The sequence below is a fragment of the Sphingobacterium sp. N143 genome (genome assembly GCF_030325625.1).
Classification (GTDB): domain Bacteria; phylum Bacteroidota; class Bacteroidia; order Sphingobacteriales; family Sphingobacteriaceae; genus Sphingobacterium.
The window spans coordinates 647,816-673,854 of sequence record NZ_JACAIS010000001.1; the positions used below are offsets into that span (position 1 = coordinate 647,816).

The window sequence follows — 26,039 nt, forward strand, 5'->3', positions numbered from 1 at the left end:
CATTGATCTGCCGCTCTTTTATTTAATAGCCAAATAGCGGTCAATTTCACCCGGGCAGCTACTAGACTATATTTTCTTTTTTGTTATACAATAGGTTTCCGACAAGGGCAAATCCTATGGCAACTAGGATTGTGCTGAAAGGATAGATGGCCGTCATCCCCATATTATTGGCGACAAAACCAATCAACGGTCCTGTGATTCCCAATGAGATGTCAATAAATAGGCCATAGGCCGCAAGGGCTGAACCTTGCTGGCTCTGATCCACCCTTTTGATGGCTTCAACACCGAGGGCTGGAAATACCAAAGAGAATCCTATGCCTGTCAGTGCAGCGCCCAGGAGAGTCCATATTGGATGGACCCCCACTGCAATGATCAATAGGCCCAGCGATTCAATAAAAAGGCTCGTCAATGCGACTCTTAAACCGCCATATTGATCAATTGCCTTATTGAACACAAGCCTTGTGAGTATAAAGAAAATACCAAAAATTGTTAGACAAGAAGCCCCATTTTGCCAGTTAAAATGCTCATAGTAAAGTGTCATAAAGGTAGAGATACTACCAAAACCAAGCCCGCCCAATGCCAGGCAGATTCCAAAAGGAGCGACGAGGATTAGCACCCGCTTAAAACTAATGGTTTCAGTTTTCTTGGAAGTTACCTGATACGGTATTTTAGATCTGCTGTATAGGTAACCCATGATCGCAATAGCACAGGTCAGTAAGCCCAATGATTCGTAACTGATATAATCGACCATCAATACGCCCAATGGGGCTCCCAGGGCTATAGCACCATAGCTGGCAATGCCATTGAATGAAATTGCTTTGGCGGCATGTTCCTCACCAAGTTCCAATAACGCCCAATTAATCGGGCTTGCACCCACCAGGCCTTCACCGATGCCTGTCAACAAGCGGGTGATCAGTAATAAACCCAGACTGACTGTGGGCTGTGATTTGCACAAAAAGACCAGCAGCAATAATAGACCAGCCAGCCCAAAAAAAAGCATGCTGCGCATGACAGATACTTTGGGTCCCCTGATGTCCACAATTTTTCCGGCATAACCGCGAAGCAAAAATGTGGCAATATATTGTACGCTAATGACTAATCCTGCTATAATCGTATTGAACCCTAAAATCTGATGAATAAAGATGGGCAGGGTCGCGAGTGATAGACCTATCGTGAAATAACCCAGAAAGGTTAATGAAACATAGCCTAAAATCTTTTGGTCGACCTCCCGAAAAGAAATTGTCATTTTAAAAAAATTTTAGGCAAAAATACACCTTTGGACTTGTTTCCAGAAATAAAATCAATAAGCTACTGTCTCTTTAATATCACAATTCTTTTCAAGCCATTCCTGGTCGAAGGCTTCGGCAGACATTTTTTTTCCCTGATAAATATAATAGACCTTTTCTGATTCTCCCTTTACTGGTGGGCCAGGAATTTTATTGATGATTTTTTCTTCGGGACAATCTTGTATCAGGGTCTGCTGGTTGTGTTGACGTGTCTTACAGGATGAACATATAAAAATTAGGGGCAGTAGATAAAATAGTGTATTCATGAGTTTAGCTTTAATTAAAATAGTTAACGTGGTTTAGTGCTGGAATGCGACACTAAATTAGCATAGGTGTCAACTTTTTGGCCGTTCTGTTGTTGTAATAGGTAAGCGATAAACGTTTCGCCGGCGCGACGGTCATGAGCAGCTTATAAAATGGTCAAGCTGGTCACGTTAGGTCATACGATTTTATTGGAAGCCTAAACAGAAACGGACATACAATAATAATATATTAGAAATAGAACAAATCATGAGAAGAAAAGCAACAGCCCTATGGCATGGCAATTTAAAGGAAGGCAAAGGAAATTTAACAACGGACAGCAGCGTATTGGATCATACACAATATTCATTTTCGACGCGGTTTGAAAATGGTATTGGAACAAATCCTGAAGAATTATTGGCTGCGGCACATGCTGGTTGTTTTACCATGCAGCTAAGTGCTTATTTAACTGAAAAGGGCTTTATTCCTGAAGAGTTAAAAACTGCAGCGACCATTGTCTTTGAAAATGGAGCTATTGTGCGGTCAGAGCTTGAATTGACGGGCCGTGTTCCAGGTATAGCCGAAAGTGAATTTCAGGAGATTGCTCATAAAGCGAAAGAGAACTGTCCGGTCAGTAAGGCCTTTAGTTTTGAAAAGACATTACAAATTAATTTGACTTCGTAAAAAGAAGTAGGCATGTATGGAGACGGTCCCGGTAATTGGTAGTCCGTTTTCATTGACTTGATCTAAGCGCGACAATTTTTATATGGCTAAAAAGTGTTGCGCTTTTTTCGTTTAAAAAAACAAAAGCTGTTACTTTGGAACAGATAGGGTCTAGGGTGATTTATTTGAGAAAGTTAAACAACAGAATTTTGGTACAGAAGAAGAAAATTAAATTAAATGCAGCAGCATTGCAGGAAAAGAACCAGGCGGAGGGCATGGCTTTCTTAGATGAAAATGCCACAAAGAAAGATGTGGTGGTCTGCAAGTCGGGGCTGCAATATAGAATATTAACTGCAGGTGCCGGAAAAGTGCCTACAAAAACAGCTAAAGTAATTTGCCATTATAGAGGCGAGCTCTTGGATGGAACCGTGTTTGACAGTTCTTATAAGCGTAAACGTCCGGAGACTTTTTATGTTAATGAACTTATAACGGGTTGGCAGGAGGCCATGTGTATGATGCCGGTAGGATCTATCTGGGAAGTTTATCTTCCACCAAGTTTGGCCTATGGCAAGGAAGAACTGTTGCCAAGAAAGGGGGGAGCATGTACCTTGTTGTTCCAAATTGAATTGATTGCCATTCTCTAATTGATGATGATGGCGCATAAAAACAGAAACGGCCTACATACATGTAGGCCGTTTCTGTTTTTAAGAGAATAAATATATTTATTCGATCTCTTTAATTTTTGCATTGATTTCAGCGGTTTTAGCTTCGTCCTGCATAAAAATATAGTAATTTTTCAAATTGTTCAAAGCGTCTACATTTTTAGGTTGTAGGGAAACTGCTTTTTCCAAATAGGGCAACACCGGTTGTAGTTCAGTCTTGATTTTACCTACTTCTGTATCGTATTGGGCTTGTGTCAATTTTCTGTTGTTATTAACAACATTCAATTGCTCACGTGTTTTGTTCATTAATGTGATCGCAAGATTGGTATTGGCCTCAAAGAAATCAGGGTCGATTTCCAATGCTTTTTTGTAAGCTGCAATCGCTGCTTCATCATTTTTTGCAGCTGACTGCGCGATGCCCAAATAATAGTTTAGACTTTTATTGTTCGGATCTTTGGCCAATTGGGAAGTGATTGCATCAATCGTTTCTTTTTCATGACCGGTAATCAAATTCAATTCGATATTTTGAGTCATAGCCGCATTGTCATCCGGATAAGCTTCGGCTGCTTTTTTTGCATATTCAAGAGCAGAAGTAGTATCCTGAATGGACAGATACAATTTAGGTAGGTCTACCATAATTGTTTTGTGCGATGAGAAATCCTTTCTTGGAATCAGGGCTTTATAACGTTCGATCGCATTTTTATAATCTTTATTGGATAATGCAGCTACGCCACTGTAATAAGTAACTAATGTGTCACCTGGAAGATAAGTCAAGGCCTTGGTGAAAGAATTGTAAGAATCAGCATATTTCTGTGCTTGATATTCTTCTGCACCGATATTGAAGTTGTACTGGCCAAGAATCTGCTCTGCAACGGTGATATTGGCCTTATTGGCACTATCCGTATCCAGTTCTTTTGCTTTAGCGATTCCGTCTTCTGCTAATTTCGCTAATTCAGCAGATTTGTCTATAGTTGAAAGGTTGGCATTTACTAAAGCATATACTGTCCAAGCTTCGGCATTGTCTTTTGTTTTTTCATGGACAACAGCGGCGTCGATAGCTTCTTTGGCTGTCTTTAGATTCGGTAGGCCTAATTCGGCTGTACCAGCTTCTTTCAACTCTTGAAATTTTGCCAATCCGCTTTTCGCCTTTTTGACATTACCAGATTGAGCAAATGAAACTGACGTAGATACTGTACCTATTGCCGCTAATAATAATAGAGATTTTAAATTCATATCTATTTAACTGTTAATTGATTCAATAATAAATTTACACGATCCAATTGCGATACATCGTCAATCAGCGTATAATATTTAGCTAATGCTTTTAATGCATTGACATCATAGGGTTTTATCTCATTGGCTTTCAAAAGATGTTCAATTGCTAAATCTTGAATATCCTGATTTGTTGGCTCTTTTAAAAGTGCCTCGAGATTAATTAAACCCAATGCCAAATTAGATTCATAGTTATTCGGATCTAACCTTAATACATTGTTATAATATTCTTTCGCTTTTTTTAGATCATTGGCATTCTCATAAGAATATCCAGCAATGTAATTTAACCCGACATTCTCTGGTTCCAGACGAATTGCATCCGTAATGACATTCAATATGGCATCATAAGAACCGTTTGCTGAATATACATCGATTAATCTAAAAAGTATCTGCTTATTCTCAGGGAATATTGCACGCCCTTTTTCTAGAACGTTGAGCACATCTTGTTTAGTACCTCCAAGCTCATAAATATGTGCTAATTCTAAAAAGTAATTGGGTTTGGGGTTTTCACTTTTGATAAGTTCGTCGTAATACTTGATCGAATTCATATAATCCTTGTTTTTGCCTGAGAGTACGGCTAGATTATATTTCAAGTCGTTATTTTTAAAGCCCAGAGAGTCTATGCGGAGATAGGACTTATAGGCAGAATCGAATTTATCTTCCTTTAAGGCCAATGCTCCTTTGTAGGATATGGCACCAGCTAGATTTTGACGCACATAATCCATCTCTGCCGGAAAATCCCGGCGGGCCTTTTTAGCATCCAAAAGCTTCAACGATCCAATGGCTTCATCTATAGGGTCCTGTTTGTATTGTTGTTGTCTAGTCGAGTCTGCCACAGCCAGTGCACTGTATACCAATGCCCTTAAAAGGTTGATATTGACAGAAGCGGAATCTTTTTTTGTTTTGAATGCTGCATCTGCAAACTTTCGGGCATTTTCTAGATTTTTAAATTCTCCAGTTTTGGTATATAAAGCAAAACTGTTGCTGCCCTCCTTCAAATTTGATTGGGCAGCAACAGTTAAACTACTTGCGGATATTATCAATGATATCAGTAAGTTTTTCATTAGAATATTTTGCTTTTTAGCTGAAATGATGCAATCATGAACGTAGCTTTTTTTCGTTTGTGAGCCAAACCTATGCCCATGATCGTCCATCCAGTTTATTCTTCGTTTGAATCCGTATTTTCTTCTGTATCTGTTGAAGTTTCACCATCTTCCAGTTCTTCATCAGATTCTTCTTCACGATCTACTTTAGTGATGGAAGCGATCTCATCATTATCTTTCAGATTGATGAGTCTGACACCTTGTGTGGCGCGTCCCATGACTCTTAATTCTTCAACCGCAATTCGGATAACAATACCTGATTTATTGATAATCATCAGGTCTTCGTCGTCAGTGACACCCTTGATGGCAACCAATTCACCTGTTTTATCGGTTACGTTGATGGTTTTCACACCTTTACCACCACGGTTTGTGACACGGTAATCTTCGATATCGGTACGTTTACCATATCCTTTTTCCGAAACGACTAATACAGTTGTCTCTGAATCATTTACACTAATCATGCCAATCACTTCATCGCTTTCGGAAGATAATGTGATCCCACGGACTCCTGTCGCGGTCCGGCCCATTGGGCGGACAGTGGATTCGTTGAAGCGAATTGCCCTTCCCGAACGCAGTGCCATCACAATTTCGCTGCTTCCTGTAGTCAAACATGCTTCGATCAATTGATCTCCTTCATTGATGTTAATTGCGTTGATACCATTGGCCCTCGGACGAGAATAAGCTTCTAAAGATGTTTTCTTGATGGTACCTTTCTTGGTACACATAATAATGAAGTTGTTTTCCAGATACTCTTGGTCTTTCAGATTCTTCACTAAGATAAACGCCTTTATTTTTTCCTCTTTAGGGACATTGATGATATTTTGAAGCGCACGGCCCCTGGAAGTCCGGCTTCCTTCAGGGATCTCAAATGCCCTCAGCCAGAAACAACGGCCAGCTTCGGTAAATAGGAGCATATAGTTGTGCGCTGAGGCGGTAATGATATGCTCGGTAAAATCTTCCTCACGTGTATTGGTGCCGATCGATCCACGACCACCACGACCCTGACGTTTGTATTCCGTCAGTGGTGTGCGTTTTACATAGCTATTATGCGAAATGGTAATAACAATCTCTTCGTCATCAATAAAATCTTCCATGCGCATATCTTCGGCAGAATGTACGATCTGTGACCGACGTTCATCACCATATTTTTCCTTGATTTCAATCAGCTCTTCTTTGATGATTTTCATGCGGAGCTCTTCGTCTGCCAATACAGCTTTCAAATAGTCGATTGTCTTCATCAATTCAGCATATTCTTCTTTGATCTTGTCTCTTTCCAGTCCTGTCAGACGACGAAGAGTCATGTCCAATATTGCACGAGCCTGAAGATCTGATAGACTGAATTTTTCCATTAATCCAACCCGCGCATCTTCCGGTGTTTCGGAGTTACGGATTAATTTGATGACTTCATCTAAATGATCCAATGCAATGAGGTATCCCTCTAAGATATGGGCACGTTTTTCTGCTTCCGCTAATTCAAAACGCGTACGTCTGACAATGACGTCATGTCTATGCTCCACAAACTCATGGATCATATCTTTCAGATTCAGGAGCTGAGGTCTTCCTTTAACTAAGGCAATGTTATTGACTGAGAAAGAGGTTTGTAGCGCAGTATATTTAAATAGGTTGTTTAAAACCACATTGGCATTAGCATCTCGTTTGATGTCATAGACGATGCGCATACCTGTACGATCAGATTCATCACGAATCGCCGAAATACCTTCCAATTTCTTTTCATTCACCAGTTCTGCTGTACGCTCGATCATATTGGCTTTATTCACTTGATAAGGAATTTCAGTCACAATGATCTGCTCTCTGCCAGATTTGGTGCTTTCTATTTCGGCCTTAGCACGCATGACGATACGGCCACGACCGGTATTGCAAGCGTCCTGTACACCGGCATACCCATAAATCAAGGCACCGGTAGGGAAGTCAGGCCCCTTGATATGTTGCATCAATTCCGGTACTTCAATATCACGATTTTCAATAAATGCAACCGTTCCGTCAATCACTTCGGATAAATTGTGCGGAGCCATATTGGTGGCCATACCCACAGCAATACCTGAAGCTCCATTGACCAGGAGGTTGGGAATACGGGTCGGCAATACAGTAGGTTCCTGTAAAGAGTCGTCAAAGTTATTTTGGAAATCAACAGTATCTTTGTTGATATCGGATAACATTTCTTCGGCAATCTTCTTCAGTCTTGCCTCAGTATAACGCATGGCCGCAGGAGGATCCCCATCAATGGAACCGTAGTTACCTTGGCCATCTACCAAGGGATAGCGCAAACTCCAATCTTGAGCCATACGAACCATGGTGTCATATACGGATGAATCACCGTGTGGGTGATATTTACCTAATACATCACCAACGATACGGGCAGACTTTTTATATGGTTTACCACTGGTAACCCCTAAGTCCAACATGCCGTAAAGAACACGTCTATGCACTGGTTTCATACCATCACGTGCATCAGGAAGGGCCCGGGAGACAATGACTGACATGGAGTAGTCAATGTACGCAGACTTCATCTGATCCTCGATATTGATAGGGATAATCCGGTCGTTTGCCGGAACAAGATTGTTGTCGTTTTCTGTTTCTTCAGCCATATGAATTTGGTTTCAATAAAACTAGTAAGCAAGCCTTCAATGTGGGTTGCTACGCATGCGAAGTTACAAAAATTTAACCTCAAAAGCGAATGATTCTAGCCCTAATATACACAAAAAAGACAATCTTTTATGGATTGTCTTGTACTTCTGTGCTATTGCTTTTATTTCAATTTTTTGAAACGTAAACGGATGGAATTACCGATGACAATAAGGTCAGAGAAGGCCATGCTGAGTGCGGCAAGCATGGGACCCAAAAAGCCCGTGGCAGCAAGTGGAATGGCAATGATATTGTAGGCAAAAGCCCAGAAAAGATTTTGCTTAATGGTAAGTAAGGTGTGATGACCTATTTTAAGCAGTTTTTGGATGGATTTTAAATCATTGTTCAACAACACCACTTTGGCCGATTGTATAGCGATATGTGTTGCATCTCCTAGGGAAATGCCTACATCAGCAGCAGTAAGTGCAGGGGCATCGTTGATGCCGTCGCCAACCATGGCCGTCGGTCCGTTCTTTTTTAAATCGGATAGGATCGTCAGTTTTTCGCGGGGTGATTTCTCCCAATAGACATCTGCAATACCTAGTTTTTGTGCCGTACGTTCACATTTACTTTGCCTGTCACCACTTAAAAGAATAGGGCGTATACCTTTGTCTTTTAAATACTGTATGAGTTCTTTTGCATAAGGTTTGAGCTGATCTTCCAGCACAATGCCTGCGATGACAACATCATTGATCGTTAACGTGAGATCGTATCGGTTAGAGTAGTCTTTCTTACCAATTTTAGCGTTGCAGATTGAATAGCTATTGCCATTCGTGTCTTTTGCAAAGATGCCTTGTCCCTTGATTTCATTCACCTCATTGAAAATGATGCGATAAGCTTTAACTTCTTTCAGTTGCTTACGGATCGATGTGGCAATGGGATGGCTTGAATAGCTTTCCAACTGGGCAATAATGGATTCCACCTGGGATTGTTCGATGCCAAAGGTTTGAATGGCTTTAATTTTAAAATTGCCGGTTGTGAGGGTACCTGTCTTATCGAAAACCATGTGCTTGAGTTCGGACATCTCCTCGATGGTACTACCACCTTTGATTAAGATGCCATGTTTTGCAGCCCTACCCAAGCCAACCATGACTGCTGTCGGTGTCGCCAGGCCCATGGCACAGGGACAGGATACCACCAGTGTTGCAATGGCATTCATCAATGATTGCTGTAGGGGCAATTGGGCTATAAAATAGGCAATAAAAAAAGTGAAAAATGATATCGCCACAACGATGGGTACAAAATAAGCCGCTACCTTATCGCCAAACTTTTGGATAGGTGGCTTTTTACGCTGCGCATCTTTAATTAATTGAATGATCTGATATAGAACGCTTTTTGATCCTACTTTTGTTGCTACGAGGCTAATATTACCTTCTGTGAGCAGCGTGCCGCCGACCACCGAATCGTATTTTGCTTTTTCAATGGGCAGGCTTTCACCTGTGATCATGGATTCGTCCACCCAGGCATGTCCCGTCAGGATGTCACCGTCCACAGGGATCTGACTGCCGCTATTCACTTTCAGGATGTCACCGGATTTAATGTCTTTGGCTGCTATTTCAATTTCCTGATCTCCCTGAATTTTAATGGATTTTACATCTTGGAAGCGGATAAGGTCCCTGATGGCAGAGGTAGTTTTTTTAACAGCGCGTTTTTCAAGTACATTCCCCATAAAAACCAGGGTAATAATGGTCGAGCAGGTTTCATAGAACTGAAAATCGTGACCAAGCTGGTAATAAGTTCCGATAGCACTGTATACAAAAGCTGCCGTTGCGCCCACAAAGATCAGAACATCCATGTTGGGCATTTTATTCCATAAGGACCGGACCGCACTAGTCCCAAAATAGAAACAGCCCATGAGGTAGACAGGAATACATAGTGCCAATTGAAAATAAGGGTCATGAAGTAAAGGTAAATCAATGAACATATGGCACCATAACGGAACGGTAAATAGTAAACAAAAGAAAAACTTTAATTCAATAGAATTCCAAAAATTACTTTTATTGCTACTGTCAGTGATTACTTTGTACCCTAACGATTCAATCCCTTTGACAACCTGGGGAATCCTATCGGAGGGGATATCAGAAAACTTAACTTCATCTGAAGAAAAATCAACGTAGATCTCTTTAGCTCCGCTGTTTTCCAGATATTTATGGATTGAAATGGCACAATTTGTACAGTGCATTCCGGTTACGTTCAGTTCAGTTTGCACGTTGGATTCCTTCATTTAATAGCCTGTAATGTCTTTAGGCAAAGATAAGTATTTCCCTATAAATGCTTTTTAGGCAAAGTGAAATTGTTGGCCTGCTGAAGTTCTTTATGCTAGTTAGATTGTAAAAAATCATCGATTGCAGGGGATAAATGATAGATTTGTAAATAAAAACAAATTTATCTAAGTTTAGAAATGACAAAATCTATTTCAATTTCCTTTATTGTACGCATCATTCTATGGGTTGTATTGACTGCATCTTTTGTGCCGTTGGCAGATGTTTACGAACAGAGAAAAACAATTCGGGATATTGCCTATGGATTGAATACGTTTTTAACAGCCAGCGTATTGATTTCAATCGGCCATTTTATCTTGGTCAAGCTCTATAATAGCCGAAATGAGCAGCAGGTCGTGCGAGGTAATTTTGTCTTGGGGATTACCCGTGTAGCTACGGTAGGGAATGTTTTCTTCATTATTGTCAGCCTGATGATCGCTATTGGTATCAATCCCAGGGATTTTATTACGAGCATGACTATTGTTGCTATGGCAATAGCCGTTATTTTTAGGGAATATATCACGAATATGATCTCAGGATTGATTATTATGTTTTCTGACCAATTTGCTGTGGGAGACCGGATCAAAATCGGGGAGTACCAGGGTAAAATTGTTGATATTACTTTAGCGAACCTGGTTGTGCGGGATGAGGATGATGATGCAGTCATGATTCCCAATAACCTGGTCTTCACGGCTACTTTAGTCAATAAGACGTCTCAAAAGTCCAATAAAATTGTGGTGAAATTTGAGCTACCGCTTGATCGTGCCGCTGCTGTAGAAGAATTGGAGTTGTATTTTAAGCCTTTGTTCCAAAATAACACCAACTTAGACCACGCACAGGGATTTACGGTTAAAATAGCTGATGTGGCTAAGGATTATATTAAATACAAGGTGGAAGTCAGTACGATTTCTTCCAGCAATAAGATTCACCAGCAGGTTCAGAGCAGTATACTGAATGAAGTATTGCAATTCAAAAAGTTATTTGGTTAGATCTTTCTGACCTTCACATTTTTAACAAAATGATGACTACCTTTTTCTAGAATAAGATCGGCACGGTACCGTGTTGGTAAGATATTTTTGAGCAGATTTGGTTTGTTGATCTCGTTCCAGATATTAACAGCCATGGCATGACTTTCGTCGACCGTCATATCGGCATATTTATGGAAAAATGAAGCTGGGTTCTGGAATGCGGTGGCACGAAGGGATTCGAATCTATTGGTATACCATTCTATCAGGTTTTTTTCACTGGCATGTACATAAATGGAATAATCGAAAAAATCGGATACGAAAACACTATGACCTTTGCGTGGGCGCTGTGAATTTACCTGAAGGACATTGATTCCTTCCACGATAAGAATATCGGGCTGTTCGATTATTTGCCGCTGCTCGTCGGGTAAGACATCATAGACCAAGTGACTATAGACGGGGACAGCAATTTTCGGCGCTCCAGATTTGACAGCGGAAAGAAAATGGATCAATCGTTTGGCATCATAGCTCTCTGGAAAGCCTTTGCGGTTTAGAATCCCCTTTTCGATGAGCAGTTGATTTGGATATAGGAAACCATCTGTTGTGACCAGGTCCACCTTTGGTTTGGAGGGGAGGAGACTTAAAACACGTTGCAGCACTCTGGCCGTTGTGCTTTTTCCCACAGCCACCGAGCCTGCAATACCAATAATGTATGGTAATTTGCTTTCTTCCTTGCCAAAAAAACGGTTGGTTCGCTGATGGAGGCTTTGAAAGCGATCGATGTGAATCTCCAGCAGATGACTCAATGGAAAATAGACCTCTTCAATTTCCTGATTTGTCAATGGTTCATTGAGGGCGTGCAGGTTTTCAAGATCTTCAGGACTGAAGTTGTGCAATACCTTTCCATTCAGATTTTTCCAATCCTCCCTTTTGATCGATCTAAAAGGAGAGTCTATTGCTATTTGTGGATCCAATTGCATCGCTGGCTTTTAATTTTTTGTGGGGACAAATATAAATAGTGTTATTGGTTATCCCAAGTAAGATGACAAATGATTTGAAGTTATTACAATGGGATTGGTCAGGATTTTATGAACAGGGCATTTCTCGGCTATTTTGAATAGTCTTTTCTGCTGTTCATCATCCAGGTCACCTTTAAAGCCGATATGACACTGTATATAAGTTGTCTGCTGTTGTTCGCTTGTCTGAATTTCGTGAGATAGGCGTACAATGACTTCTTCTAGTGGCCATTTCTTTCTGTCGGCATACATTCTTACAGTAATTGCCTTACAGCTACCCAGGGCGGACAGTAACAGTGGTGTTGGGTTGATGCCCTGATCCTGTCCGCCAAGATCTTCTGGTTCATCCACCATGATCTGGTGTTTGCCATACTGCACACTTGTGGTATAAGGTGTTTTCCCTATTTTAACAATAACATCGTTTTCCATTATTCTAATTAAAATTGCTGTTTATTCGTTGATATCTTCCAGTAAGCCTTCGATAATTAAACTACCTGTAGCAGGGTTTGTCGCCAGGGGTACATTATAAAGGTCGCATACGCGCATGAGCATCTGAATATCAGGTTCGTGTGCGTGCTTGCCAAGTGGGTCACGGAAAAAGATAATGCCATCCACTTTTCCTTCAGCGGCTAATGCGGCGATCTGTGCATCGCCGCCCATCGGGCCACTTAGCTTGAGCTCGACAGGTAACCCCGTTTTCTGGACATAAGAGCCCGTGGTGCCCGTTGCAATAATACTGGCTCGTTCCAGTAATTCTTGGTGATCTTTGACAAATGCGACCATCTCTGGTTTTTTGCCATCATGGGCAATTAGTGCTATTGTTTTTTTCATCAGCATGATCATTAATTTGTATTTGCAATTATTTCTTTTCTTTTATGGAGGCTGTGCTGCTAAGCTATTCTTCTAGATCTCAATGAATCTCCTGAGCTTTTGAATCATTGTCAATGCGTTTTTACCGTCAGTTTTTTTATTTAAAAAAGATGTAAGATATGATGATTGCTGCAATTACACCTGCGAGTTCAGCCAATAGGGCACAGGGCAATGCATGTCGGCTGCGTTTAATGCCAACGGCACCAAAATAAACAGCCAAAACATAAAATGTCGTTTCCGTAGATCCCTGAATGACACAGGCAACACGGGCGGCAAAGTCCATAGGACCTTTTGCGTTCATCAGATCAACCATTAACCCACGCGCTCCAGAACCACTTAGTGGTTTCATGAAAGCCACTGGCAAAGCATCCACAAAAGAAGTGTCTAATCCACAGAAGGCAATGGCCTGAGCAATTCCAGCCACGAGGTAATCCATGGTTCCGGATGCTCTGAAAACGGCTATGCCGACCAACATGGCTACCAGATAGGGAATGATTTTGACAGATACTTCAAACCCCTCTTTTGCACCTTCGATAAATGCGTCATATACATTGACCTTACGAAATAAGGCTAAACCGATAAAAGAGGTGAATAAGCTGAATAAAATCACATTGCCAAATACTTTACTGAAGATCTCAATTTCGGATTGTGGTAATCCCGAAAAGTAATACAGTAATCCACCAATAAACAAACCCATGGCACCTAAATAGCCCAATACCACCCGATTGAATAGATTAATTTTCTGATAAATTGATACTAAAATCAAGGCTACTAAGGTCGAAAAGAAGGTGGCGATTAAAATCGGTAAAAAGACATCCGAAGGATCGGGTGCCCCTGCTTCTTTACGATAAGCCATAATTGAAATCGGCAACAGTGTCAAGCTTGAAGCGTTGAGCACGATAAACATAATCTGTGCATTGGTTGCTGTGTCCTTGTCCGTATTCAGCTCCTGAAGTTCTTTCATGGCTTTAAGCCCCAGCGGGGTGGCAGCATTGTCCAGCCCGAGGGCGTTCGCTGAGAAGTTCATTAAGATGGAGCCAAGTGCTGGGTGGTTTTTTGGAACTTCGGGAAATAATTTATGGAAAAAAGGGCTGACAATTTTCGCGAAAATATTAATCATACCGCCTTTTTCACCGATTTTCATAATACCTAAGGCAAAACTCATCATCCCAATTAATCCTAAGGAGATTTCGGCTCCCGTTTTGGCACTGTCAAAGATTGAATTGACAATTTGTTGGAAGACTTCGGTATCCCCGAAAAAGATTAGTTTAATAAGGGCGACGGCAAATGTGATCAAGAAAAATGCAACCCAAACGTAGTTTAATGCCATATAGATTTAAATATGCGTAAAAGTAATCTTTTAGAATTTATCCATCAACTGGCTCCATGGATTTTTCTTTTTATTCTGGTTCTTCTCCTTGACAAGATGTTCGATAATATAGTCCAATGTATCTTCTTGTTCACTGATCAGTTTGTCGGATAGTGAGATGAGTTTTTGGATATTATTGGGCGAGGCAGCGTCCAACGAAGCGTTGATACTGGAAAGATTTAGTGGTTCTAGACGGATGTAATTCTGCTGTTTGCCATTATTATGGAACAATTGTCGAATGAAGAATTCAGTGCTTTCGGATGAAGCGCTGGTCATGATATCTACCAGGGCAGGACCGATCTGAATAGCCAATTTTTTTTTAAAATGCTCATAATTATAAGCGACTTTAGATATACCGGTGCCTAAGGACACCATAAACATATCGTTGATCTGGGTGCTGTTGAATGCTTTGAGTACCTCCAATAGTCCACAGATGGATGGATTTTGAGCAAATACACCACCATCGATGAGTGGGTATCTGGTTTTTGAGATTGAATATACTTCAGCAACAGGGAAAAACGTTGGGGCGGCTGAAGTTGCTTTGCACACGTCCTTGAGGTAGAAATCTCGGGCTTCACCATGTGTAATAGCCTTTTGCTGTCTGAAGAAATGATTCTTGCGCAGTTCGATATTATAAGCGGTAATGATACAGGGTTTGATCAGATGGCTTAACCGGGCATTTTGAAAATACTTGTCCAGGACATTGGAAAGTGGAGCATCTGAATATAATTCACTAACGAGTCCAAAACCACTGAGAAAACGCCGCCATTTGGAAGCATTAAAGATTTCGCTTCCGTGATTTACAAATAAGTTTAATGCATCGCGTGCGGAAAACTTAGGATGCGCAGGGTTACCATCCTCGGGATATAAGAGTATACTTGTCAGAATGCCACCGCTGCTTGTTCCGGCAATAAAGTCAAAGTAGGACGCAATCCGTGCATTTGGGTCCATTGTTTTTTTCTGCAATTTTTCCTCCAAAGCAACGAGCACCATAGCGGGAATGATACCTCGAATACCACCACCATCTAAGGCAAGGATGTTCTTCATATGCCAAAGCTATTTTTAATTCACGATACGTAAATATAAAGGATTAGGCGAAAAGTAAAAATTAAAAATGGTAAAATAAAAGAGACCCTAAGGGTGTAGTGCAACAACTTTAGGATCTCTGATGTTAGATGTCTGGATGACTATGACCAGCAGGGGCTAATTAAACCAGGCGAGCACTTCGTCTTTGGAAGGCATGCTTATATCTAGTTTTAATTTTTTGCGCATTCCGCCAAGGTCATTGAATACTTTATTTGGATTAGCTTCTTTTAAAGCTTCAATCGTGGTAAAGCCCATTTTTTGCAATGCAGGAACCCATGCTGCAGGAATGCCCTGATCTTCATAATCTTTGACATCAGCAATTTTGGCCACTTTCTCCGGACGCATTTGCGGGAAGAACAGCACTTCTTGAATCGAAGCATTATTGGTCAGGAACATGATAAGACGGTCCATACCTATACCTAGCCCAGAAGTAGGGGGCATACCGTATTCTAAAGCCCGTAAGAAATCCTGATCAATGAACATGGCTTCGTCATCACCTTTCTCCGAAAGGCGCAGTTGATCTTCAAAGCGCTCACGCTGATCAATAGGATCGTTCAGCTCAGAATAGGCATTGGCAATTTCTTTACCGCAGACCATTAATTCAAAACGTTCTGTTAGATCAGGGTTATCCCGATGTTTCTTTGTCAGCGGAGACATTTCCTTTGGATAATCAGTGATGAATGTGGGCTGGATGTAGTTTCCTTCACATTTAGCCCCAAAGATCTCATCGATGAGTTTACCTTTACCCATTGTTTCGTTCACGTCAATGCCCATTTCTTTTGCCGCATGACGAATTTCATCTTCAGATTTACCTGTAATATCAAATCCAGTAAACTCTTTGATGGAGTCGGTCATGGAAATACGCTTGTAAGGTGCTCTAAAGTCAATTTTGTGCTCACCAAAAGTTGCTTCAGTCGTGCCGTTCACTGCTAAGGCACAGTGTTCCAAAAGACGTTCGGTGAAATCCATCATCCAATTATAGTCTTTATAAGCGACATAAATTTCCATGGCTGTGAACTCTGGATTATGGGTACGGTCCATCCCTTCATTGCGGAAATTTTTGGAGAATTCATACACGCCATCAAAACCACCCACGATCAGTCTTTTTAAGTAAAGCTCATTGGCAATACGCAGGTATAATGGGATGTCCAGTGCATTGTGATGCGTGATAAATGGACGTGCCGCAGCTCCCCCGGGTATAGATTGAAGTACTGGTGTTTCGACCTCCATGTATCCAGCGTCATTAAAAAATTGACGCATGGCATTGAACAATTTGGTGCGTTTTACAAATATATCCTTGTTGGTAGGATTTACGATTAAATCCACATAACGCATTCTGTAGCGTTGTTCCGGATCTGTAAAGGCATCATAGGTTTTACCTTCAGCAGACTTGACAACTGGAAGAGGACGCAGTGATTTGGATAATACGGTGAATTCTTCAACATGTACTGCAATGGCTTCGGTCTGCGTCGTGAAAACATATCCTTTGATGCCAACGATATCCCCGATATCCAATAGTTTTTTGAAGACTACATTATAGAGGTCCTTATTTTCACCAGGACATACATCGTCACGCTTGATATAAGCCTGGATACGACCTGTAGCATCTTGAATTTCAAAAAATGATGCACTACCCATCACACGACGGCTCATGATGCGTCCGGCAATGGTAATGTTCTTATAATTTAATTTATCTCTATCGTAGTTTTCTAAAATATCGGCAGCATGCGCGTTGACGACAAATTCATTCGCCGGGAAGGGGTCAATACCCATATCCAACAACGATTGCATCGCCTGTCTTCTAAGTTGTTCCTGTTCGGATAATACAGTACTCATTCGGTATGAATAATATTTAAAATGTGAAAATCATGCAAAAATAGCCATTTTTTTCTATTCTTTTTATTGATTTTTTTCGAAAGCACTGTAGCGAAATCCAAACGCAGGTCGTTAGAGAATAAAAATAGTTAAATAGTGATATTACGAGGGGACATTCGACTATTTGATTTTAAGTTTTATAATTTTATTTTCGTTATTTGAAGCTTAATATTTAAATAGTTTAAGTGGGAATTATACAGTCATATTTTTATACTAAGAAGTTATCATCCTTACATGATGCCTTGGGCCGTTGCTTGCGAAATCGTGAGGATGGGAAGGCCTTTGTCTATAAAAAGTATTATGGCTATCTCATGGCAATTATCATTCGTTATGTCAAACAGGAAGTTGATGCGGAGGAACTCGTAAATGAGAGCTTTGTCCGGGTTTTTCGAAAATTAGACTCTTTCAATATGGATATTGATGAAGAGCATCTCGAAAAGTCCTTCAGGTCCTGGATTGGGCGGATTGCGGCGAATATCTCCATTGATTTTTTGAGAAGCAAGAAGCAGTTTTATTCTGTTGAAGATCTGGCTGAAGGGGATATACATACGCCAGCTGTCCAGCTGGACAGTCGATTGGAGGTCGATGAAATCATGCGGTTGTTGGACCAGCTTCCGGAGATCCAAAAGACTATTTTTAATCTCTATGAAATAGAAGGCTATTCACACGATGAAATCGCCCAAATGCTCAATATACCGGACAGTACTTCGCGTACTTATCTGACCAGGGCAAAGCAGAAACTAAGAAAATTATACTTGGATTATACAGGCGTAATTCAAGCGATAAGATAAATATTGTTGTTACAATGAAAGGCAATAAGAAAAAAGAATTGATTGAAGAGATTGTTGGGCGATTGAAAGATCATGAGCTACCCTACAGGGAAGGCTCTTGGGAAAAATTTGCTTCAAAATATGGGACTGCGGCTGGATCTTCATCGAATTGGAAATATTGGAGTGCGGCTGCGGCAGTGCTCCTGTGTTTTGGTGTGGGGTATTGGGGGCTTGAGAATAATAATACGTTCGTAAATTCACCTTCAGTTTCCTTGAATGACAGCAGAGAAAAACATGAAGTTTTAGCGGACAGTAAAGATTTAAAAGAGTCTATTCAGCGTTCTTTGTCTGAGGTGACAAAAGAAAAAGGATTAACCTCAGAAGAGCTTTATCTGGAAAAACCGTTTACGTATTCTAAAATAGAAGATCGTATTCCTGAAGGGGAGCTGCCGTTTGGGGAATTAAATCCGCCGCGCACAATCGGTGGACATGACATTACATTGTCCAGCACTTTAGCGGGGATAGGCAGTAAATCCATGCAATTGAAAAAAAATACTTTCACTGCACAGGTCAGCTCGGAAGAGGGGGATGTTGCTGAAGCGAAGGAAGTCATGAATAGTGCTGAAGTGGATAAACAGCCGCAGCAAGCTGCGCTGCATACAAATCCACAGAGCCAAACACAGCGTGATGCTGCCAGACTTTCTCAACTTTATGCTTCCCAGCATAAGGATACGGGAAATAGCATCGTTTTAAATAAAGGTGGTCAGGAACGAAAATGGGAAATGGGTGCATTTGTTTCTCCAGCTTCGACTTCTGAGAGTATCACATTGGGGGGCGGTGTTGCCTTGGCTTATCATGTGTCCAACAAGGTCAGTATCCGTTCGGGCGCTTCCATCCAGCATTATGGGGCTGTCTCAGGAAATAGTCCCATTACGCCAGCGACTGCATCGAATTCATTTGTTGCAGATGCACCAAACTATATCTCGCAGCCGACCCTTAATAATTCTTTTGTGATGCGGACAGCGGATGCAAAAAGTGCCAAGAGTAATGAGCGCGTTTCGGGTAAGATTCTGACAGTAGATATTCCGGTGGATGTCCGCTATGCAATCAATAAGCATTTTTACACTTCTGTTGGGGTGTCATATGTTGGGGTTTTGGACCAGGAACGTTCTACCATCTATGAAACCAATAATACAGAATATAAGCAGAAATCTACTGAAAAGAATGTGGATGATAAGGGGATGAATGGTTTTGTCAATCTTTCAATTGGCCGCAAACAACAGGTCGGGAAACTCTCCATCTCTGTCGAACCCTATTACAAGGTGCCATTGGGGGGATTAAGGTCTTCGGATCTGAATTACAGCAACGGTGGCGTGAAAATTATTACGAGCTTCTAAAGCTTCAGATTTTATTTACAAACAGCCCCCATGAATCCAAAGATTCATGGGGGCTGTTTGTTTTCAGTATTGCAGGCATATATTACAGCTCATCCACGCGGACCCAGCCCATTCCTGCTGCTTTTGCGCCTTCCACACCCGGAACACCATCTTCATAAACCAAGCATTTTTCGGGAGCGACACCCAATTTGGTGGCTGCCAATAAGAACGGTTGGGGAGAAGGTTTCCCTTCTGCTGTATCTCCAGCACAGACTAATGCTTGCAGATCATCCCAAACATCAATGGTTGTCAGAGTCATGGATAATGTTGTCCGTGTTCCACCGGATACAGCGGCAATATGTTTTTTCCCTTTTTGATATTTTAGATGCTCAACAACGTAATCCACTGGTTTTGTTTTAAAAACATATTCATCCCGGAAGATCGTGGATTTTAGTGTTGAAAATTCTTGATAGTCGAAGTCCACACCATAGCGTTTGCTGATTTCTTCGGCAACAGCAACGGTAGGCCAGCCAGCTGTTTCATCAATAAGATTGACATCCAATTCTACGCCATATTGTTTAGCGGCAGCTTTGTAAGCTTGTTTGTGGGCATCCATATTATCGGCCAATGTGCCATCGACATCAAATAGTAGTGCATCGTAGGATTCGGCAAGAAGGTTTAGCAATTCAAATTTGCGTTGTGATTCAGGTGACATATTTTTTAATAGTGAATGGCAAAATTATAAATTATAATCGGAAGCACAAATATCCGATGAAGTATAATACAGCAAGACGCCCTTCTCAGATGGAGAAGGGCGTCTTGCTTTTTATGCACTGTTTGGAAATGCAGGAAACTTATGTTTAATGTGCACTTAAGTTTTTCGCTTTTTCTTCGTCGAAATTCGCTTCCAACTCAGCTAACTTTTTCTTGCCATAAGCCATTCTTGTGATGACAACGAACAGTACTGGAACGATAAAGATCGCCAATAGTGTTGCGGCTGTCATTCCACCAAATACCGTCCAACCAATGGTTTGACGTGAAATTGCACCAGCACCATGGGATAACATCAATGGAATAATACCCAGGATGAAGGCAAAGGATGTCATGATAATCGGACGTAGACGTAGCTTGACAGCATCCAAGGTCGCATCATAGAGGTTCATACCAATATCTACCCGTTCTTTGGCAAATTCGACAATCAGGATCGCATTCTTTGCCGCAAGACCAATGATGGTCACCAGTCCGATCTGCGCATAAATATTATTGTCTAACGAAGGTATTAACGTTAAGGTCAAGATTGCTCCGAATACACCTAAAGGAACCGATAGGAGGATAGAGAATGGAACAGACCAGCTTTCGTATAATGCCGCCAATAATAAGAATACAAAAAGGATACAGAGTGCAAAGATCTGGATGGTCTTTGAGCCTGACTGCATCTCTTGTAAAGAAAGACCCGAGAATTGGTAGTCAAAACCTTCAGGTAAGGTTTGTGCAGCCACTTCTTGTAAAGCTTTCAATGCATCCCCGGAAGAATAACCCGGAGCCGAACTACCATTGATCTCAATACTTCTAAAGATGTTGTAGTGATTAATGATAGAAGGCATGGTAATCAACTCGTATTTCACGAGGGTACCCATTGGTACAGGATTGCCTAATGTATTGTTGACATACAATTTGTTGATATCCTCAATATTCATCCGGTACGGCATGTCTGCTTGTGTCACCACGCGGTAACTACGGCCATATTTCGTGAAATCGTTCACATAGCTACTTCCCAAATAAGCTGAGATGGTTGAGTAGATACTTGAGATAGGAACACCCATGCGTTTGGCCTGTTCACGATTGACCTCCAACTTATAGTTTGGTGAATTGGAGTTGAACATGGTATAGGCCATTCCAATTTCCGGACGCTGATTGGCGGCCATCAAGAATTTACCCACGGTAGCCTCAAAGTCTTTAATATTCACTGTTTGCAAATCTTGAACTTGCAGGGAGAAACCTCCAGATGTACCAAGTCCAGGGATTGCTGGTGGTGTTACCGCCAATACTTTGGCTTTGGTATAGGCCATATATTTACCCATGATCATACCGGCAATATCATTAGCAGTACGGGTACGCTGTTCCCAAGGTTTCAGTGACACGAACAGTGTTGCACCATTGGGCTTAAATGCCCTGTTCAAGATATTGATACCCGAGATCGCTGTTACATATTTGATCTCTGGGAAAGTTTTATGCAGATCTTCCTCAATTTCCTTAAGTACGGCATTCGTACGGGCTGAGGATGAACCTTCGGGTAGGGTGACCCCAGCAAAGAACGCTCCACCATCTTCCGATGGAATAAACCCGGTAGGTTTGGTGGTAAACATCCAGCCTGTTCCGATGAAGATACACAGCAGGATAATCAATACAAGCGGTGCTTTTTTAATAGCCTGTTTGACACCTCTTGAATATTTAATGGTTACTTTTTCGAACCATACGTTGAATTTATAAAAGAACTTATTCAAACCTCTTGCACCTTCATGTACTGCTGTTGGTTTCAATAAAATTGAACATAGGGCAGGTGTCAAGGAAAGGGCAATAAATGCTGATAACATAACGGATACGGCAATCGTAATGGCAAATTGTTGATACAATTTACCGACCATTCCCGGAATAAATCCTACGGGAACGAATACGGCAGCCAAAATTAAAGCAATCGCAATTACAGGAGCTGTAATATCGGCCATAGCCCGTCGGGTCGCTTCTTTTGCGTCCAGTTTGTAATGGTCAATGTAATGCTGTACCGCTTCCACCACAACGATGGCATCATCCACCACAATACCAATCGCCAATACAAAGGCAAGCATTGTCAAGTTGTTGACCGAAAAGCCAAACATCAGGAAGAAGATGAATGTACCGATAATGGATACAGGGATCGCCAATACGGGAATTAATGTTGCCCTCCAGCTCTGCAAGAAGAAGAAGACCACGATCGTTACGAGAATCAAGGCCTCTACTAAGGTGTGAATAACAGATGAAATCGAGGCGTTTACGACTGAAACCGTTTCATAACTGATGGTATAGTCAACATCAGTCGGAAAGGATTGCTTCAATTTTTCTAAAGTCGCAACTATACCCTCAGCTGATTCAACGGCATTTCCTCCTGGAGTTTGACTGATCATCATGGCTGATGAGTTCATGCCGTTTACGGTGGAAGATGTACCATAATTAAATTGTCCAAGTTCCACGCGGGCAACGTCTTTTAGCAATACAATGGATCCGTCTCTGTTGGTCTTGACCACAATATTTTCAAAATCTTCTGGATTAGAGAGGTCACTGTCTGTGATGACTGGATATTCAAAAACGGTTGATGACTCTTGCGGGCGTCCACCGACGCTACCACCTGGGATGCGTGAGTTCTGTTCAGCAATTGCTGTGGATACATCAGCAGGGGTCATACTCAAATTCGCCAATTTATTGGCATCTAGCCATACACGCATTGAAAATGGCTGACCAAAAGCGGTCACATCCCCCACACCTGTAACACGCAATAAAGCGTCTTTGACATACAAGTTGTTGTAATTGGCCAGGAAATTTTCATCTCTGGTTCCTTTCGGAGATGTCAACGCGACCAGCATCAAGATATCTGTGTTCGCCTTACGGGTGGTGATCCCCAAACGTCTTACAGCCTCCGGAAGGGAAGGTTCGGCAATACCCACACGGTTTTGTACGTCCAAGGTAGCGATATCAATATCGGTACCAACTTCAAATGTGACAGTAATTGTTGCTTGACCATTTGAAGTACTATTTGACGACATATAAATCATGCCTGGTGTACCATTAATCTGGCTCTCAATGAGCGTCGTTACGGTCTGCTCAACCGTCTGTGCATCTGCTCCAGTATAATTGGCTGTAACCGTTACAGTTGGAGGTGCAATAGAAGGGTACTGGCTAATTGGCAATGTTGATACCGCAATAATCCCGATAATGGAAATTAAGATCGAAATAACGATTGCGGTAACAGGCCTCTTAATAAATACTTCTGAAATCATTCTATATTTTTTAGATTCTCTTTAAAAATTAATGCTGTTATTTTCCTTGTGGAGCTCCCTTTGCAGCTTGTTGTGCCGCAACTGCAGCATCCACAACCTTAACACCATTCTGGACATTCATGGTACCATCGACAATGATCTTTTCACCGTCTTTGACACCTTCTTTGATAACGATTTTATCTCCAGCTTTGATACCCAATTTTACCTGGCGTATTTCAGCTTTACTGCTATCGTTGACAGCATATAAATTGAAGACACCAAGTTGTTCGAAGATTGCTTTGTAAGGAACGACAATTTCTTCGGTTGCTGACGTTGAGGAAACATTCATTGTTAAGTTCATTCCAGCTCTTAATGCATTGGAATTGTTTGGGAAAGTAGCTCTGACTTTAATCGTTCCTGTTGCTGGGTCTACAGCCCGGTCAATTGTGGTGATCGTTCCTTTACCTTCGTAGGTATTGCCGTCAGGTAACACAATGGCAAGATCTGAAGATGAACGGCTGCTTTGAAGCTGAGCAAACTTGCTGATATCTTTTTCGTTCACCTGAAACTCAACGGCGATAGGGCTTGTCGAAGATAAGGTGTTCAAAAGTGTTGTACCAGGATTGACCAATGCACCTAAACGGACCTGTGAAATTCCCACTGTTCCAGAGAAAGGAGCGCGGATGGTCGAGCGTGATAAATTGGTATTTGCTGTCACCAATGCAGCACGTGCAGATGCTACTTGGGCCTGTGAAGCTGCAACACTGGATTTGGCATTGTCAAATGTCTGTTTAGCAATCGCATCTTTATCGGCTAAGGTTTGATATCTGCTCAAATCCCTTTGCTGACGGTCCAATTCGGTTTGTGCTACCTGTAGACTTGCTTTAGCTTGTTGCACGGCAGCATTATAACGTGTACCATCAATTTCGTATAAAGGCTGTCCTTTGGATACTACTGCACCATCAGAAACATATATTTTGGTGATATAACCGCTCACTTCGGCATATAGGTCTGCTTCGTTCAACGGTTTGACTGTCGCAGGGTAACTGATGGTACCCGTAACAATCTCATGTGATGCTGTGCCAAAGGTAACAGGAACAACCTTCTCAGCTTGCGCCTGTGCTGCACCTTGCTTATTTGCATCTTTATTTCCACAAGAGGTCCATACTAAAGCCGTCCCAAGGAAGAAAGCGAATAATAATTGTCTTTTATTCATGATTTGTAATAGTTTCCTTTTTTAGTTGATTAATTTGTTTGGATTGATCCGATTGCTTTTTGAACGTCTAATTTACTAGCTAGCAAGGCGTAAAGCGCATTCAGGTAGTTTAATTGTGTTGTTTTAAGATCTGTTTCCGCAGTCATTAGATCCAAGTACGTCTTGATTCCCTCATCATATTGCAATTTGATCGTTTCATAAACTTCTTTGGAAAGCACAACATTTTCCTGTGCTGTTTTCCAGTCATTCATGTTGGCATTGTAAGTAGCCTTAGCCATGGAGTACTGTGTATTGACCATGGTTTCTAGATTTTTGATATCCCAATCGATTCGTTCTTCTTGCAATCTCGATTTATTGATCTGATGTTTACGTTTAAATCCCTGGAAAATAGGAAGTGATAGATTTAAACCCGCCACAGAGCTCGGGATGTTGTCATTATACAATTTCCCGAAATTATTGTTCCGATAATTAAAAGCGTAGTTATAGAATACACTGACATTGGGAAGGTATGTCCATTTATAGTATTGTGTATTCAGTTCCTGGATCTTTTTAGAAGTCTGCAATTGTTGGAATTCAATCCGGTTTGTCACATTCACAGCAGTCGTGGTATCCAGCAGTATTTGGCTTTCCATATTCGTATTATTGAAGGAAAGTGTCAAGTTTTGTGCTTTATCCAATGCCAAAAGCTGTTTCAGATATTCGTATTTGTATTTGCGGAGTTCAACAGTACGTTTCTCATCAGCCCTTGCATTTGCCAGGGCAATCTGAGCACGTTTATAATCTGTTTTATCCACGACACCGACTTCGTAGCGCGCATGTGAATCGTTGTATTGCTTCTGTAACCGGGCAATATTTTCTTGTACAATCTTGATCTGTTCTTCTGATGTAAGAATGTCATAGTAAGCCTTACTGACATCCACCACAGCATCAATTTTTTGACTTTCGGTATTTTGTTTATTGCTCAAACGAATCAGCTCAGCACCTTTTTTCGCTTGCATCAATGCCGGATTTAAGATCTGCTGATCAGCCTGCAGGGTCAAAGCACTACTGTTTTTGGTGCCCATAGGAATATTGGCGCCGTTGATAAACATGGTAGGCAATTTTACATTATGATTGAAACTTCCTGTCAAACCAAGTTGTGGATACCAACCTGATAGGGAAATATCAATATCTTTTTCGCCTATAGACTCATCAAGCTCGGCCTGTTTTACTGAAATTTTATTCCGTAAAGCATAATCTATCAGCTGCTGAAGCGTTGCATTTGGAGGCAAGTTTTCAGATTGCTGTTGTGCAAATCCTGTATTACTCAACAGTGACAAGGTCGCTAATGAATAAACGATTTTGTTAAACTTCATA

At 41.3% G+C, this 26,039-nt stretch carries 21 protein-coding genes; 5 read left to right on the top strand and 16 right to left on the bottom strand.

Annotation, left to right across the window (positions count from 1 at the left end; genetic code table 11):
* Positions 1–61 precede the first annotated feature (61 nt).
* Together HX021_RS02770 and HX021_RS02775 are read right to left on the bottom strand one after the other, a co-directional pair.
* On the bottom strand, positions 62–1,246 hold the full coding sequence (locus HX021_RS02770) for an MFS transporter (protein WP_286588188.1): 1,185 nt from the start codon (positions 1,244–1,246) through the stop codon (positions 62–64).
* Between the two features lie 54 nt (positions 1,247–1,300).
* Positions 1,301–1,552: a hypothetical protein gene (locus tag HX021_RS02775; RefSeq protein WP_286588189.1), complete on the bottom strand. Its 252-nt coding sequence runs from the start codon at positions 1,550–1,552 to the stop codon at positions 1,301–1,303.
* Between the two features lie 244 nt (positions 1,553–1,796).
* Here HX021_RS02775 and HX021_RS02780 point away from each other — a divergent pair, with 244 nt between their 5' ends.
* Together HX021_RS02780 and HX021_RS02785 are read left to right on the top strand one after the other, a co-directional pair.
* Positions 1,797–2,210: an OsmC family protein gene (locus tag HX021_RS02780; RefSeq protein ID WP_286588191.1), complete on the top strand. Its 414-nt coding sequence runs from the start codon at positions 1,797–1,799 to the stop codon at positions 2,208–2,210.
* Positions 2,211–2,398: 188 nt separating this feature from the next.
* Positions 2,399–2,833 (top strand): FKBP-type peptidyl-prolyl cis-trans isomerase, encoded by a 435-nt coding sequence (locus HX021_RS02785; RefSeq protein WP_286588193.1) that lies wholly within the window; start codon positions 2,399–2,401, stop codon positions 2,831–2,833.
* 78 nt (positions 2,834–2,911) lie between these two features.
* On the opposite strand, the gene HX021_RS02790 is transcribed toward HX021_RS02785, so the two are convergent.
* The 4 genes from HX021_RS02790 to HX021_RS02805 form a co-directional block, all read right to left on the bottom strand.
* Positions 2,912–4,084 carry a tetratricopeptide repeat protein gene (locus HX021_RS02790; RefSeq protein WP_286588195.1) on the bottom strand — a complete coding sequence of 391 codons (1,173 nt, stop codon included), beginning with the start codon at positions 4,082–4,084 and terminating at the stop codon, positions 2,912–2,914.
* 2 nt (positions 4,085–4,086) lie between these two features.
* Entirely contained in the window at positions 4,087–5,187 is a 1,101-nt protein-coding gene (locus HX021_RS02795; protein WP_286588196.1) for a tetratricopeptide repeat protein, read from the bottom strand.
* 95 nt (positions 5,188–5,282) lie between these two features.
* The gene (gene gyrA, locus HX021_RS02800; RefSeq protein WP_286588198.1) at positions 5,283–7,832 is read right to left on the bottom strand and encodes a DNA gyrase subunit A; all 2,550 of its coding nucleotides are present in this window, start codon (positions 7,830–7,832) and stop codon (positions 5,283–5,285) included.
* 161 nt (positions 7,833–7,993) lie between these two features.
* Complete coding sequence (locus tag HX021_RS02805; RefSeq protein ID WP_286588200.1) at positions 7,994–10,093, bottom strand: heavy metal translocating P-type ATPase; 2,100 nt, start codon at positions 10,091–10,093, stop codon at positions 7,994–7,996.
* A gap of 177 nt (positions 10,094–10,270) precedes the next feature.
* Between HX021_RS02805 and HX021_RS02810 the strand changes: the two genes are divergently transcribed.
* Positions 10,271–11,119 carry a mechanosensitive ion channel family protein gene (locus HX021_RS02810; protein ID WP_286588202.1) on the top strand — a complete coding sequence of 283 codons (849 nt, stop codon included), beginning with the start codon at positions 10,271–10,273 and terminating at the stop codon, positions 11,117–11,119.
* Here the strand turns inward: HX021_RS02810 and coaA are convergent.
* The 6 genes from coaA to lysS all read right to left on the bottom strand — a co-directional run bounded on the left by coaA (position 11,116) and on the right by lysS (position 17,272).
* On the bottom strand, positions 11,116–12,075 hold the full coding sequence (coaA, locus tag HX021_RS02815; protein ID WP_286588204.1) for a type I pantothenate kinase: 960 nt from the start codon (positions 12,073–12,075) through the stop codon (positions 11,116–11,118). The two genes, HX021_RS02810 and coaA, sit on opposite strands and share 4 nt — an antisense overlap.
* 48 nt (positions 12,076–12,123) lie before the next feature.
* Positions 12,124–12,540 (bottom strand): OsmC family protein, encoded by a 417-nt coding sequence (locus HX021_RS02820; RefSeq protein WP_286588206.1) that lies wholly within the window; start codon positions 12,538–12,540, stop codon positions 12,124–12,126.
* 21 nt (positions 12,541–12,561) lie between these two features.
* Positions 12,562–12,942, bottom strand: a complete 381-nt coding sequence (locus tag HX021_RS02825) for a methylglyoxal synthase (RefSeq protein ID WP_286588208.1) — start codon at positions 12,940–12,942, stop codon at positions 12,562–12,564.
* Positions 12,943–13,078: 136 nt separating this feature from the next.
* Positions 13,079–14,311: a spore maturation protein gene (locus HX021_RS02830; RefSeq protein WP_286588209.1), complete on the bottom strand. Its 1,233-nt coding sequence runs from the start codon at positions 14,309–14,311 to the stop codon at positions 13,079–13,081.
* Between the two features lie 30 nt (positions 14,312–14,341).
* Complete coding sequence (locus HX021_RS02835) at positions 14,342–15,397, bottom strand: patatin-like phospholipase family protein (RefSeq protein ID WP_286588211.1); 1,056 nt, start codon at positions 15,395–15,397, stop codon at positions 14,342–14,344.
* A gap of 156 nt (positions 15,398–15,553) precedes the next feature.
* Positions 15,554–17,272, bottom strand: a complete 1,719-nt coding sequence (lysS, locus tag HX021_RS02840) for a lysine--tRNA ligase (RefSeq protein ID WP_286588213.1) — start codon at positions 17,270–17,272, stop codon at positions 15,554–15,556.
* 224 nt (positions 17,273–17,496) lie between these two features.
* Here lysS and HX021_RS02845 point away from each other — a divergent pair, with 224 nt between their 5' ends.
* Entirely contained in the window at positions 17,497–18,102 is a 606-nt protein-coding gene (locus HX021_RS02845; protein ID WP_286588215.1) for an RNA polymerase sigma factor, read from the top strand.
* Positions 18,103–18,116: 14 nt separating this feature from the next.
* Positions 18,117–19,478, top strand: coding sequence for a hypothetical protein (locus HX021_RS02850; protein WP_286588217.1), 1,362 nt, complete (start codon positions 18,117–18,119; stop codon positions 19,476–19,478).
* Between the two features lie 82 nt (positions 19,479–19,560).
* On the opposite strand, the gene HX021_RS02855 is transcribed toward HX021_RS02850, so the two are convergent.
* From HX021_RS02855 to HX021_RS02870, 4 genes are all read right to left on the bottom strand, one after another.
* A complete protein-coding gene (locus HX021_RS02855; protein WP_286588218.1) occupies positions 19,561–20,172 on the bottom strand; it encodes an HAD family hydrolase in 612 nt (203 codons plus the stop codon).
* A gap of 145 nt (positions 20,173–20,317) precedes the next feature.
* Positions 20,318–23,488, bottom strand: a complete 3,171-nt coding sequence (locus tag HX021_RS02860) for an efflux RND transporter permease subunit (RefSeq protein ID WP_286588219.1) — start codon at positions 23,486–23,488, stop codon at positions 20,318–20,320.
* Between the two features lie 37 nt (positions 23,489–23,525).
* Complete coding sequence (locus HX021_RS02865) at positions 23,526–24,683, bottom strand: efflux RND transporter periplasmic adaptor subunit (RefSeq protein ID WP_286588221.1); 1,158 nt, start codon at positions 24,681–24,683, stop codon at positions 23,526–23,528.
* 29 nt (positions 24,684–24,712) lie between these two features.
* Positions 24,713–26,038, bottom strand: a complete 1,326-nt coding sequence (locus HX021_RS02870; protein WP_286588222.1) for a TolC family protein — start codon at positions 26,036–26,038, stop codon at positions 24,713–24,715.
* Position 26,039: the final 1 nt, after the last annotated feature.

Bases quoted from the DNA above. Each gene is read 5' to 3' on its own strand.
- HX021_RS02770 (WP_286588188.1), bottom strand. From the start codon at position 1,246: ATGACAATTTCTTTTCGGGAGGTCGACCAAAAGATTTTAGGCTATGTT.
- HX021_RS02775 (WP_286588189.1), bottom strand. From the start codon at position 1,552: ATGAATACACTATTTTATCTACTGCCCCTAATTTTTATATGTTCATCC.
- HX021_RS02780 (WP_286588191.1), top strand. From the start codon at position 1,797: ATGAGAAGAAAAGCAACAGCCCTATGGCATGGCAATTTAAAGGAAGGC.
- HX021_RS02790 (WP_286588195.1), bottom strand. From the start codon at position 4,084: ATGAATTTAAAATCTCTATTATTATTAGCGGCAATAGGTACAGTATCT.
- HX021_RS02795 (WP_286588196.1), bottom strand. From the start codon at position 5,187: ATGAAAAACTTACTGATATCATTGATAATATCCGCAAGTAGTTTAACT.
- gyrA (WP_286588198.1), bottom strand. From the start codon at position 7,832: ATGGCTGAAGAAACAGAAAACGACAACAATCTTGTTCCGGCAAACGAC.
- HX021_RS02805 (WP_286588200.1), bottom strand. From the start codon at position 10,093: ATGAAGGAATCCAACGTGCAAACTGAACTGAACGTAACCGGAATGCAC.
- HX021_RS02810 (WP_286588202.1), top strand. From the start codon at position 10,271: ATGACAAAATCTATTTCAATTTCCTTTATTGTACGCATCATTCTATGG.
- coaA (WP_286588204.1), bottom strand. From the start codon at position 12,075: ATGCAATTGGATCCACAAATAGCAATAGACTCTCCTTTTAGATCGATC.
- HX021_RS02820 (WP_286588206.1), bottom strand. From the start codon at position 12,540: ATGGAAAACGATGTTATTGTTAAAATAGGGAAAACACCTTATACCACA.
- HX021_RS02825 (WP_286588208.1), bottom strand. From the start codon at position 12,942: ATGAAAAAAACAATAGCACTAATTGCCCATGATGGCAAAAAACCAGAG.
- HX021_RS02830 (WP_286588209.1), bottom strand. From the start codon at position 14,311: ATGGCATTAAACTACGTTTGGGTTGCATTTTTCTTGATCACATTTGCC.
- HX021_RS02835 (WP_286588211.1), bottom strand. From the start codon at position 15,397: ATGAAGAACATCCTTGCCTTAGATGGTGGTGGTATTCGAGGTATCATT.
- lysS (WP_286588213.1), bottom strand. From the start codon at position 17,272: ATGAGTACTGTATTATCCGAACAGGAACAACTTAGAAGACAGGCGATG.
- HX021_RS02850 (WP_286588217.1), top strand. From the start codon at position 18,117: ATGAAAGGCAATAAGAAAAAAGAATTGATTGAAGAGATTGTTGGGCGA.
- HX021_RS02855 (WP_286588218.1), bottom strand. From the start codon at position 20,172: ATGTCACCTGAATCACAACGCAAATTTGAATTGCTAAACCTTCTTGCC.
- HX021_RS02860 (WP_286588219.1), bottom strand. From the start codon at position 23,488: ATGATTTCAGAAGTATTTATTAAGAGGCCTGTTACCGCAATCGTTATT.
- HX021_RS02865 (WP_286588221.1), bottom strand. From the start codon at position 24,683: ATGAATAAAAGACAATTATTATTCGCTTTCTTCCTTGGGACGGCTTTA.
- HX021_RS02870 (WP_286588222.1), bottom strand. From the start codon at position 26,038: ATGAAGTTTAACAAAATCGTTTATTCATTAGCGACCTTGTCACTGTTG.